Origin of the sequence: Fluoribacter gormanii, assembly GCF_900156395.1 — a bacterium.
GTDB lineage: Bacteria > Pseudomonadota > Gammaproteobacteria > Legionellales > Legionellaceae > Legionella > Legionella gormanii.
In genome coordinates this window covers 1-12,973 of the sequence record NZ_FTNL01000044.1, presented here as the reverse complement: position 1 = coordinate 12,973, position 12,973 = coordinate 1, and the positions used below count along the sequence as shown (strand labels likewise).

Sequence of the window (12,973 nt, the reverse complement as noted above, 5' to 3'; positions counted from 1 at the left end):
CTGGAAGTTTTGCACTTATATTCAGAGGGATGGCGGAACCCTCATTGCCGGAGACCACTTGCGTGCCTAAGATAGGTACATCCGCAACCGGATTAACGGTCACCGTTTGCGTTGCCTTTGCCGTAGCGACTGAATTTCCTACGGAAGAGTAAGCCGTTATTGCCAGGGCAAGTTTGGTGGCACTGGCTAATTGATCATTGACCGTAATCGCAAGGCCTTTCAATTGGCTCGCATTGACGGTATAAGTACCATCCGTATTACGCACCAAAGCCGTCCCCCCTGAACTTAGCGTCGCCCCCGTAGGAACATTACCGATCTTCACGGACAATACATCCGTTGTGTCTCCTGCTGGAAGTTTTGCACTTATATTTAGAGGAATGGCGGTATTTTCATTGCCGGAGACCGCTTGTGTACTTAAGATAGGAGCATCAGCAACAGGATTAACTCCAACCTTTATTGATTGATTAATGCTTGCAGATAAACCATTGGGAGAAGTAGACGTAGCAATTACATTAAGCGTCACGGAGCCTGATACTTGATTTAATCCTGATTTAAAAGTTAACCCAACAATTTGTGCTGCAGTAAGCGTCCAACTACCATCCTGATTAAGTGTCCCCGCTGATAGAGAACCACCAGCCGGGACTCCCGTGATTTTATAGGTCAATACGTCGCCAGCATAACGTGTTGTAGCGCTTATATTTAATGGTATCGATGTATTTTCATCTCCCCCAGGACTTGTTACACGTAATGAGGCAGGCGGAACTGGGACAGCAATCACTGGGACATTGTAAGTATGAGTAGGTAATGCACTGACTTGTAAAGTACCCGCTTTTATTGCCTGTAGCTGAGCTATATCCGCTACGGCCACTGTAATAGGTAACATACCTGGAGTTGAATCATCCAGAGCTACGCCAGCAGCTAATTTTAGAGTTTCAGGTCCATTTACCCCATTAAACCAGGTTAAACCATTAATAACTTGGGTACTTTCATTTCCCACGACATACTTAAGGGAGCCATTGGCACTGTTGTTCATAATTAACCAGTAGTGCTGATCCTTAGCATCAATATCTGTTGCAGATAATGTGCCTAGTTTAGCGCCAGCCGTGCTTTCACGAACTGAGGTTGGAGTAAATGAAATTTTAGGCGCTCCGAGATCTTGAGCAACAATCTTAATTTGTTCAAATCCTTTAACACTTAAAGGAATGGCGGAAAATTTGAAAAAGCTTTTTGCTTCTGCGCCGGAAGCCACAGCAGCTTTAAAACCTAAAACATCATTTTTAAAATCTGTAGAATTAAGTTGTCCGTAACTTACTTTCAGTTCTAAAACATCAACACCATTACCCCCGCTATATGTAGAAGATCCTCCGTGAGCGATGGCGTTTAAATTAGCCTCATAAGTCATCTTATCAGCACCGTTTCCTCCTGTGATGACAGAGGAACCAACACCAGCATCAACGCTATTAATTTTATCGCCCAAAGTTATAACCGTACTCCCTGTAGTTAGAGACTGTACCGAGTTAATGCCGTGACCAAGAGTTAGTGTAAAATTTGCGGCACTTAACTGCACCATGCTATTCGCAACATGGGCGTATCCAAGGTTTAAAGTGTTATTCCCATTACCTGCGCTAATAACATCCTTACCGGAAGAAGATAAGGCATTAATTAAGTTATTTCCATTGCCAATAAACAAGGTTTCATTGTTACCACCAAGTGCCACCGAATTATTGCCATCGCCGACAATTAGAAGATTATTATTACCTAGAACTGAGAGAGTATCTTTACCATTACCTACTGCAAGAATATTATTATTTCCCGTTAAGGTAATCTTATCATTCCCATTTCCGACAATACCTATACCGTTATCTGTATTGAGCGTTAAATTTAAATTTCCATTACCATAAGGAGTGATTTTGTGTGCTGAAATTAATTGTTCATTACCATAACGAATCGTCTTCAGTGCTGAAGCTAGCGCTCCATTATCGTAGGGAGTAACTTTTTTTGCTAAAGCCAACTCTCCATTACCATAGCGAATAATCTTGGAAGCCATGAGAACACCTAAAACCATGTTGCAAGGTTCTTAATTCTTCCATGACTTTAGTACCTGCGCATTATTAAACACCTGAACAAACCGATACTTTCAAGTAGTGGGAGTTACATCAAATTATAGTAATTAAAGTATAGATATTGACTAATTTTTATTCAAATTTATTTGTGTAAAAAGTAATCTTTTTTCGGTCATTAAAATTAAATGCTTTTTAAAATAATGATGTAATAATCCTTATCTTTCCCTAAAAGATTCCTCTTTGGCTTTAAAAATTGGTTTAAGAATATAGTCTAAAACACTTTTTTTGCCTGTTTTAATAAAAACATTTGCTGTCATACCAGGAATTATGGGTAATTTATGTTTATCATTTCCTAAATAATTTTTATCGGTTTGTACACGGATCATATAGTAAGTTATTGGTTCCCGCCCTGGTAGCTTATTACTTGATTCCTCAATTGCGTCTGGACTGATATAAGTAACAAGTCCATTTAAACTGCCATAGACCGTATAATCATAAGCGGTGATCTTGACTGATACCTTTTGTCCTTTATGAATAAAAGCGATATCCTTAGGAGTGACTTTTGCCTCAACAAGTAACTTGTCTGACAAAGGAACAATTTCCAAAATATCTTCACCAGGGCTTACAACTCCGCCCTCAGTTTTAATATTAATTTTTTTAACTACGCCATAAACGAGTGATCTTAATTCAGTGCGCACCATTTTATCTTTTAAAGAAGCTAATGAATCAGTCAAACTCATTAGCTCAGCTTTATTCTGATTAAGCTCAGTCCACGCAGTATTCTGATATTGATTTTTTTTCTCTAATATCTTTTGTTGAATTTCCGCAATAATTTCCTGAGTACGAATATATTCAGCTTTAGATGCATACCCTTTAATCGTTAATTTTTCATACATTTTAGTATGCTCTTTAGCAAGATCTAAATATTGTTGTAAATTTTCTAATTCTGAATGAAGTGAATCGAGTTGGGTTTTAAATAAATAATTTTCTCTATCTACAAGATCAGGAGCATTTTCTTTTAACTCAGCTGAAAACTTAACACTTGGCTGACCATAAGCTTGTGCCGTTAACCTGGCAACAGTCGCAGAAAGAGCGAGATATCGATGGTAACCATTTTTATAATCCGCTTTGTACCGTGTATCATCTAGAGTTACCAGAATTTGGTTTGGATGAACTATTTCTCCTTCCTGAACTAAAATCTTATTAATAATTCCGCCATCCAGGCTTTGTATAATTTTAACCTCCGAAGAAGGAATAACTTTTCCCTCCCCGATAACAACGTCATCTATCATTCCAAAATAAGACCATATTATTCCCGAAATAATGAGCATTAAAACAATAAAAAGAATACTGTTAGCAACCACTGTTTTTTTAGTTAATAGCGCGGCTTTAGAGTCAGAAATAAAATCCTCATCCTCTGAAAAAAATTTTTTATCTTGCTTATTTTTCTTCAAAGCCATAGTTACTTCCCTTCCTGATTTGGTACTGAAGACGAGAATTGTTGAGACTGTTTTTGTTTTTCAAGTGCTTGAGCTTTTTGCAGAACGTCGATAACTTCATTTTTAGGCCCATCTATTATGATATGCCCATTATCCATCATAATAAGACGTTCAACTAAAGGAAATAATGATACTTTATGTGTCACTAAAATAATGGTTTTTCTTTCTTTAAGAGATAATAATCGCTGAATTGTTTCTTGTTCTGTAGCCATATCCATGGCACTGGTTGGCTCATCAAATAACCAAATCGGTGGGTCAGATAACAATCCACGAGCCAATGCAATAGATTGACGCTGTCCTCCAGATAAACCTTCGCCTCTCTCGCCAACCATCATATCAAACCCTTCTGGATGATGATTAACAAATCGGTCAACACCACCAAGATAACCTGCATTAATAATTGCAGTATCATCTGCCCAAGGCATTCCCATAGAAATATTATCTCGTACTGTCCCGTAGAATAACATGCTATCTTGAGGAACAAAGCCCATGTTCTTCCTTAAGTCGACAGGATCTAGTTGCTCTATGTTAATACCATCTATATAAATATTTCCTTCTTTTGGTTGATATAAACCAAGAAGTAATCGTTGGATGGTACTTTTACCCGAACCAATACGGCCAATAAATGCGACACGCTCTCCTGCCTTTATTTTAAAAGAAACTTTATCAAGTGCCAGGATTTGTTGACCTGGATATTGAAAACTGACTTTGTCGAATTCTATTGTTCCCTCTATTTTCGGCAGGTGTAAAAAGCGTTTATTTTCTGGGCGCTCAACAGGCAATGACATCAAATGATTGAGATTTTCCAATGATAACCTGGCTTGCTGTAACCGGGTTAAAATACCTGCCAATGAAGAAAGCGGAGCTAAAATCCTTCCCGCTAAAATATTTGTGGCGATTAAGCCACCTAAGGACATGCTTCCCTCTTCGATCATATATACACCTAATGCGATCATGCCCACGGTAATAAACTGTTGGCCGTAATTGGTAATAGTGATGATCAAATTTGAGTAATAGCGCATTTTTAGTGAGTCTCGTGCTGTAGTACCAACATATTGCTCCCATTTTTTCTGCATTTGGCCTTCAGCATTCAACGATTTTACCGTTTCTATAGCTGTTACTGTTTCAACTAATATTGCATGTTTTTGCATTGCTCCTTGCAAGGATTTTAGTACTGCTTCCCGCATTGGTTTCTCAAGAATATATGCAGCGAGTAAAATAAGCGGCACTATAATAAGTGGAATCAGTACAAGCCAACTTCCTAAATAAGCAATAAGCACGAAAAACAAAATAACAAAGGGTAAATCAATAATTGTAGTTAGCGTTGCGGAAGTAAAAAAATCTCTTAGTACTTCAAACTCACGCAAATTATTTACAAACGCGCCTACAGAATTGGGTTTATTCATCAAGCGGATACTCATTGCTTGTTGAAATAAAGTGCTTGCCATCACTACATCGGCCTTTTTTCCACTCACATCAATTAAATACCCGCGTAATAGTCTTAAAATAAAATCAAAAAAATGGATCATCAAAACCCCGATAACGAGTACCCACAAAGTCACATTGGCATTATTTGGTATAACTCGGTTATACACATTCATTATAAACAACGGCATAACCAGATTAAAAATATTGACTAAGAATGCTGCGAGGATGACTTGAATATAAATATATCGATAACGAGATAAAGTACTCCAAAACCATGACAGCTTATCTATTCTCTCTGTTGGTTTTGCTTCAGAACGTGTCTCATATTTAAAAACTGGAGCGATAAATATAGCTTGTCCAGTATAATTTTCTTCCAGATCATCTAATGATTTTTGTTGAACACCTCCTCCATGATCAGACAAAATGAGTTCCACTGTTTCTGAATCAATTATCTTATTTAGTATGCAGGCCTGATCATTTTTTAAAAGTAACACAACAGGTAAAACTAATTTCGAAATATGAGAAAGGGAGCGTTTGACTACCCGCGCTGAGAATCCAACACGTTCCGCTGCACGTATAAATAAGGCGGGGGTTAATCTATTATTTTCCAGAGGTAATCCAGCACGCAGTACATCTGCAGATAAAGGACGATGACTTAACATGGTTAAAATTACTAAACAATCTAATAATGGATCAGAGAAAGTATCTTTATTCTCGTTAGACTTATCCATCCTCTTTTCCCACAGAAGATAAATTATATGTCTTATAGTTTAGCAGGTTAATGCAATAATATAGGGGATATCGAATAAATTGAGCTGATTGACAGTTGTGTAAAATGTACTTAATTGGGAGTAAAGCCAATTTAATTGACAATTACCTCCCAATCGTTGCCCAATTAGACTTATTTCAATCTATAAAAATTTGGGGTGATGGCATGCATCATTACAATCTGTCTTGGTTCTTTCTACCTGAATAGTCACATGTTGAATATTAAACTCTTGACGTAATTGTTCAACCCATTCCGCTCTTAATGCATCAGAAAGCACATCATCAGGCATATGCAAATGAACCGACATTGCATTTTCTTGGGTGCTCATTGCCCAAATATGTAAATCATGAAACCCTTTTACCCCTGGTTTGCTCAATAAGAAATCGCTCACGGCAGTCCAAGAAATATTATCGGGAACACCATCAATAATTAATCTGAAACTACCTGCAAATAAAGCCCAAGTACCTTTGAGTATAACTAATGCGATCAGCAAACCAACCACAGGATCTATCCACTGCCACCCAGTCCAATACAGCAACGCCGCTGACAGCACAACACCTACTGAAACCAAGGCGTCATAAAATAAATGTAAATAAGCACCTCTAATATTCAAATCTTCGGAACCATGTGCAAACAATAATGCAGTGGCTGAATTAATTACGATACCTATACCTGCGACTATCATCACAGATAAAGCTTGAACTTCAGATGGCGAAAACAGTTTATAGACAGCGTCTGTGGCAATAATGCCGCATGTAAAAACTAACAAAATCCCATTGGCCAATGCTGAGAGTATGGATGTTTTTTTTAAGCCATACGTTGCTTTCATTGTAGGCGCACGTTTCATAAGTACCGTAGCGGTCCAAGCCAAAACCAAGCCTAAGACATCACCTAAATTGTGAAATGCATCAGCCAATAAGCTGGTCGAATTTGATAAATAAGCAAAAACAATTTGTATGAGTACAAATAGGCCATTCGCGATTATTGAAATGATAAACGCTTTATCATAAGTCACTGCGGCATTTTTTTGTCCGTGATGATGGTGGTGATGTGAGTCACCATGAGAATGCCTGCTCATAACGTTCCTTCGTTATTTTGATCATCTTGTTTCTCTTCAGAATAATAATTAATGCCGATTTTTATGCGGTCACGCTCTTTTTGCTTACGCCAAGCATTCGTATCACGTAAAGAATACACGCATCCACAATATTCTTGTTTATAAAACTCTTCGCGCTTGGCAATCTCATACATGCGTTCTGAACCTCCATTTTTTCGCCAATTATAAGTCCAGTACTCGAGGTTAGGGTATTTGCTTGCTGCTCGAATTCCGCAATCATTAATCTGATTCATATCTTTCCAGCGTGAAATTCCCAAAGAACTGCTGATAACTGGAAACCCATGCTCATGAGCATATAAAGCCGTTCGTTCAAAACGCATATCAAAGCACATGGTGCATCGTTTACCACGCTCAGGTTCCCATTCCAAACCCTTGGCACGAGCAAACCAATTATCTTTGTCATAGTCCGCATCAATAAATGGAATATTATGTTTTTGTGCAAAACCAATGTTTTCATTTTTCCTGATTTCATATTCTTGGATTGGGTGAATATTTGGATTATAAAAAAAGATTGTAAAGTTAATTTCTGAACTAATAAGCGCTTCCATGACCTCACCAGAACAAGGTGCACAGCATGAATGCAGCAACAACTTGTCTGCATCATTAGGTAATTCTAATCGCTCTCTTTGTATCATTTTTTTACATCCAACAAATTAATAAAATGGTGACGATAATATACCAACTCAGCAATAGAGTCTTTAATATCGTCTAAGGCCAGGTGTTTTGACTCTTTAATTACACCATTTAACAATTCTGGTCGCCAACGAATGGCTAGTTCTTTTAATGTGCTCACATCTAAATTCCGGTAATGAAAAAATGCAGCAAGATCTGGCATGTATTTGTATAAAAATCGTCTATCCTGACACACACTATTACCACACATCGGCGACTTACCTTTATCAAGATACTGCTTTAAAAAATCAATTGTTAATTGCTCGGCTTGTGATTCGCTGATTTGACTTTGCAGAACTCGATTAACTAAACCGGATTGTCCATGTTGTCTGGTATTCCAGGAATCCATACCATCTAGTAATGTTTTAGATTGAGAAATAGCAAAAACTGGCCCTTCAGCAATTATATTTAAATGAGGATCAGTCACGACCGTAGCGAGTTCGATGATTCTATCTTTTTCAGGATCAAGTCCTGTCATTTCCAAATCTATCCAAATTAAATTTTGATTATTTTTCATTTGTTTTCCAGGAGTTTAATATCAATTCTACACAAGCCACTCGTCTTTGATGCAGGACATGTTTAATTGCCTCACCCTTATATCCTTCAGCAATGATCGTCTGGCTATTCACTTTAGCACATTCAGTAAGCAAATAGCTCCATAATTTACTTTGTCGGTAATCAATAGTTCGACCACAGCCAGCTGCATCAGATTCACAAGCAATTAACATATTATAGAATAGGTTGGGACGACGAAATGCATCGCTTTGCTCCAGAATTTTGACTATAGTACTCGCTTGTAATTCAAATAAGCGGTGAATGTTCAAATGAACACGCGAAACCAGGGTTGCCAGGGCACGATAATCATTGGGAATTCTTAATCGAGAACACAGGCTCTCAACAATGGCAACACCACGCTCTTCATGGCCATGATGGCTTGGCCAATTGTTCATAGGAGATAAAGCCTTACCCAAATCATGTACCAATGCGGCAAAACGTATCACGGGATCTGCAGTTAAAGTTACTGCCGCTTGCAAAACCAATAAAGTATGAACACCACTATCTATTTCATGATGGTAATGATACGGATTAGGTATGCCAAACAACACATCAATCTCAGGTAAAATCACACGCAATGCATCGCAAGAACGTAAAGTAATGATAAATTGCTCTGGATTTTTTTCTTGCAGACTTCTTTGCCATTCCTGCCAAACGCGTTCAGCCACCAAATGAGCCAATTCACCACGCTGAACCATGGTATACATTAATGAACGTGTTTCATCAGCCAATTTAAATCCTAAATGATGAAAGCGCGCTGCAAAACGTGCAATTCGCAACACACGTACTGGATCTTCAACAAAGGCGTGAGAAACATGACGGAGTACTTTAGCCTCTAAATCCTTCAGTCCATGATAAGGGTCAATAAGCTGTCCTTGCTCATCCCTGGCCATTGCATTAATAGTTAAATCACGACGCGCTAAATCTTCCTCTAAGGTTACAGTGCTACTGAAATTACAGGAAAAACCATAATAGCCTGGTGCAGATTTTCTTTCTGTTCGCGCCAAAGCATATTCTTCACTCGTTTCAGGATGCAAAAAAACAGGGAAATCTCGTCCAACTTGTCTGAAGCCTCTCGCCAGTAACTCATCCGGATTAGAACCAACAACAACCCAATCACGTTCTTTTACAGGAAGACTCAATAATTGATCACGTACAGCACCACCAACTAAGTAGACTTTCATTAAATTTAATTTACCTTCATACTGTATGATTGATTTAGCCTTAAATTTCTTTCGAGCTAAGAGTATTTTTTAATGATTATATTATAGATTGGGACTATGAGTAAAAGACGTATTAGTAAACAACAATCCGCCCGTATTGAAAAAATCCAACAAAATTATCATGAGAATAGAAAAAATTATGATGATCTGGCTGATGGTTTAATCATTACCCGCTTTAGCAAACACGTTGAACTAGAAGACATCCAGGGTAGGCACATACGTTGTTCGATCAGACCCAATCTAGAAACACTGGTTGCAGGGGATAAGGTAATTTGGCAATCTGAGGGAATGAATCAAGGTGTAGTAGTTAGCCTTTATCCTCGAAGCAGTGTCTTGGCAAAACCAACCAGCTCGGGCCAGATAAAACCTGTTGCCGCCAATATCACGCAGCTCATTATTGTCATTGCCCCCAAGCCAGAAATATCCTGGGCCTTACTTGATAGCTATTTAGTTATGGCAGAAATACTGCATTTACAAGCAATTATTCTATTAAATAAAACTGATTTATCCTGTGAACTCCTTAAAGAACAACTCTTTATGGATTATGGAAAACTTAATTACCCTATTGTGCTTACGAATAAAAACGCTGCTGATGGCTTAGAACAACTCAAACAGATATTAAATCATCAAATAAGCGTTTTTGTAGGTCAATCAGGAGTGGGGAAGTCATCGATTATTTCCAGCATTTTGCCTCATGAACCCAATATTTCCATAAATGAAATTTCTGAATTATCTGAATTAGGCCGACATACTACCAGTAATTCACGATATTATCATTTGCCAAGTGGCGGTGCCTTAATTGACTCACCTGGAGTAAGAGAGTTTAGTTTATGGCACATAGATGCCACAGAAATCGCTCGTGCTTATCCTGAATTTAGGCCCTATTTGTCACAATGCAAATTTCGTAATTGTACTCATAAAGACACGCCACATTGCGCTATTATTAAGGCAAAGGAAGCGGGTTTGATTTCAGAGAATCGATATGAAAATTTCATCAAACTTTGTGGCCAATATACCTAAAATTTACCTTGCTTTCGATAACAATATGCAATCAACAGCAAGTTCAATATAAAACTTTAGGCATGATAAAACAACGCTATAAACTGAGAAATTAATCGCAAAACACGATTAATTCCTTTTTATCGCAATTCCTCAACTTATTAACAATAAATAAACTAGGTATATTGACCAATGTAATTGAGAACAGGTCTGTCACAACTCGTTGCATTTTCCTTTTGTGTTACGCTTAATATAGGTTGGCCTATTTTAAATAAATAATTACTTATTTTCTCCAATTTCTTCGCATCAAGAGTAAGCTCATACAAATGATTTTTATAATCTACGATCATTGATTGAACATCTTTTGCTTCAGAAAACTTAAATAATTTTACCTTATCCCCTTTCTGAGGCATTGAAAAAAAGCATGGAGATGAACTTTCTATAGTTTGACATAACCTGGATGCCTGTTTATTGATATGCTTACTGCAATTACTGAGAAATCTAAATTTTGCAATGTCTAGATCACATAACTTAATTAATCTCAATAAATGGGTGCAATGATGTTCGCTTAGCCCATTTAGAAATTCACTGAATAAAACATTGACCCGAAATTGCTTCATGAGTTCATTTTCATCTTGCGCATAAGTCTGAATTATGTCATCTAAAAAATGATTAGTCCGCGTCTTTACAGCATCATTATTTGTATTAAAAAGCAATAATGCATTAAACAACCGCTCGGGTTCAAACCAATAAACCCCCAGTTCATTGTATTTACAATCCCGCACAAGATCGAACCATCTAATCGTTTGCTTATGACGTGTAAAACATGCAAACCATCCTGTATCTTTCCTTGCAGGAAGAATAATATCGCGGATAATATCTTCATAAGCTGTTTCTAAAGCTTTAGGTTTGTTTGCTGCGATTAATGGCAATAACACAGTAAGAATAGTATAAGCCTCAGGAAAGACCGTATTTTCTATATCCCATAAACTAGAAGTTTGCTGCGTGAAGAGGAGAGAAAGCTCAAACTGAGTAGTGAATAGTGAAACAATTAGCTTGCAACAATTTATAAAAGCATCCGTTTTAATAAATGCCTCTTCCTTTTCTTCTACTTCTTCGGATAACTCTTGATAAACAGGCTCCAATTCTTTACTTGTGGCTTTTAAATCCGGATTATATTTAAATAGCCACTTACTTAATGTCTTTATTTCATAATCCAGCTCAGAATAATTCTTTGCAGTATGAAGTGCGATAAATAGATCTACCAAGTATTCTTCATTCTGTTTGTATTTAATTTTGGAGCCATACAAGAAATTAACATCTACTAATTCATATTCATATAAACGATGGAAAAATTTCTCTATCTCTTTTTTGAATTCTACAAATTCAACTTTATTTGTTTGTAAATAATAGTATCGTTCAACTAATTCCATTAAGTGAGGTAACAAGGCAATGGGCATACGGCCTTGAGCTCTTAAATTAACAAAAACTTTTTTACGCATCAGATCCCAAAAGTTTTTGAAAATTTCCGTGTCGACGCTTACTTCCCTTTCAGTTTGTTTACACAATTTTAGACGTGCTAATTCATCGACTGTAACAACACTTAACTTTTTATCAGCTCTATATGTCGATAATTCAAATCGCCATTTTTCTAAGTGTCTACAGAAACTAAGTTTCCTATATAAAGTATTGCCACCGTAACCAAGATAAAAATTAAATAAATTTACTGTTTCATTAAGCGAGGAAAAATCATTTAAATCCTTTTCATTGCTCAACGTCGGTATCAATATTTTTAAATAATTAATTTTTGTCAATGGGCCAAGTTCTCGGGCCAAATCAATCCAATGTAGATTAATCGCTGAAGGATTAAGCATGTAATCATTATCATCAACGATTGAATCCCACCGGGTTTTATAGCAGGCGATAAGAAAAAGGAAATCATCCTGATTTAAAATGTCAGTTGGATTGTTTTTGGAAAAACGTTCTGATAGACATTCACGGAGTTTCTGATCACATGGAGAGAGAGGACTTTCCTTTTTTAGAGTTTCAATAAAATCCAAAATTCGTTGGACTAACATAAACTACAACCTATCCTTAAATAAATTAACTTAAACTAAAGTTAAATAAAAATCAATTATAAAGCCCCATGAGGAAAACAAGCATCTGAAGGAAATTAAATATAAATTAAACATGCATGAATCTAAGTTCAAGTGGTTCGTTGAAGTTGAAAATGAACTTAAAGCCTCCAAGCACTATTCATGGTTTCTTATGAAGATTTGATTGTTGAAAAAAAAAGCGGCATTAAGCCGCTTTTTAGTAATAAAACCCTGGCGATGACCTACTTTCACATGAGGAAGCCTCACACTATCATTGGCGCGGGTTCGTTTCACTTCTGAGTTCGAGATGGAATCAGGTGGTTCCAAACCGCTATGGTCGCCAGGAAAACTGTTTTGCATTGATTGGGTGTATTATACCCGAATCATGCATTAGGTAAATAAAAAGGGTCACATTTTAACGCATTTATTCGTACTTCATCTTATTGAGTTGGTTTCCCAACACACCGGTATTGAATCAGTCAATCTGAAGTAACTCAGATTATATGGTCAAGACAATCAGCCAATTAGTACAAGTTAGCTTCACGCATTACT

At 37.1% G+C, this 12,973-nt stretch carries 9 protein-coding genes and 1 rRNA gene; 1 reads left to right on the top strand and 9 read right to left on the bottom strand.

All coding sequences use genetic code 11. The features are described 5' to 3' along the window. The 7 genes from BW930_RS16530 to BW930_RS16500 form a co-directional block, all read right to left on the bottom strand. Positions 1 to 2,047: hypothetical protein (locus tag BW930_RS16530; RefSeq protein ID WP_217697079.1), on the bottom strand; the 2,047-nt coding region annotated here is incomplete at its 3' end. A 231-nt stretch (positions 2,048 to 2,278) separates the two neighbouring features. Beyond that, positions 2,279 to 3,523: an HlyD family type I secretion periplasmic adaptor subunit gene (locus BW930_RS16525; RefSeq protein WP_058468798.1), complete on the bottom strand. Its 1,245-nt coding sequence runs from the start codon at positions 3,521 to 3,523 to the stop codon at positions 2,279 to 2,281. Positions 3,524 to 3,525: 2 nt separating this feature from the next. Further along, positions 3,526 to 5,721 carry a type I secretion system permease/ATPase gene (locus BW930_RS16520; protein WP_064276704.1) on the bottom strand — a complete coding sequence of 732 codons (2,196 nt, stop codon included), beginning with the start codon at positions 5,719 to 5,721 and terminating at the stop codon, positions 3,526 to 3,528. A 180-nt stretch (positions 5,722 to 5,901) separates the two neighbouring features. Further along, positions 5,902 to 6,837, bottom strand: a complete 936-nt coding sequence (locus BW930_RS16515) for a cation diffusion facilitator family transporter (RefSeq protein WP_058468799.1) — start codon at positions 6,835 to 6,837, stop codon at positions 5,902 to 5,904. Continuing rightward, entirely contained in the window at positions 6,834 to 7,511 is a 678-nt protein-coding gene (locus tag BW930_RS16510; RefSeq protein ID WP_058468800.1) for an epoxyqueuosine reductase QueH, read from the bottom strand. The genes BW930_RS16515 and BW930_RS16510 overlap by 4 nt, the downstream gene beginning before the upstream one ends. Then, the gene (gene orn / locus BW930_RS16505) at positions 7,508 to 8,065 is read right to left on the bottom strand and encodes an oligoribonuclease (RefSeq protein ID WP_058468801.1); all 558 of its coding nucleotides are present in this window, start codon (positions 8,063 to 8,065) and stop codon (positions 7,508 to 7,510) included. The genes BW930_RS16510 and orn overlap by 4 nt, the downstream gene beginning before the upstream one ends. After that, positions 8,055 to 9,287 (bottom strand): multifunctional CCA addition/repair protein, encoded by a 1,233-nt coding sequence (locus BW930_RS16500; RefSeq protein WP_058468802.1) that lies wholly within the window; start codon positions 9,285 to 9,287, stop codon positions 8,055 to 8,057. The genes orn and BW930_RS16500 overlap by 11 nt, the downstream gene beginning before the upstream one ends. A gap of 96 nt (positions 9,288 to 9,383) precedes the next feature. Here BW930_RS16500 and rsgA point away from each other — a divergent pair, with 96 nt between their 5' ends. Next, positions 9,384 to 10,346 (top strand): small ribosomal subunit biogenesis GTPase RsgA, encoded by a 963-nt coding sequence (gene rsgA, locus BW930_RS16495; RefSeq protein WP_058468803.1) that lies wholly within the window; start codon positions 9,384 to 9,386, stop codon positions 10,344 to 10,346. Positions 10,347 to 10,501: 155 nt separating this feature from the next. Here the strand turns inward: rsgA and BW930_RS16490 are convergent, their stop codons facing one another. Together BW930_RS16490 and rrf are read right to left on the bottom strand one after the other, a co-directional pair. Then, entirely contained in the window at positions 10,502 to 12,403 is a 1,902-nt protein-coding gene (locus BW930_RS16490; protein WP_058468804.1) for a hypothetical protein, read from the bottom strand. Between the two features lie 247 nt (positions 12,404 to 12,650). Further along, positions 12,651 to 12,766: ribosomal RNA gene (gene rrf, locus BW930_RS16485) — 5S ribosomal RNA — on the bottom strand. Positions 12,767 to 12,973 lie beyond the last annotated feature (207 nt).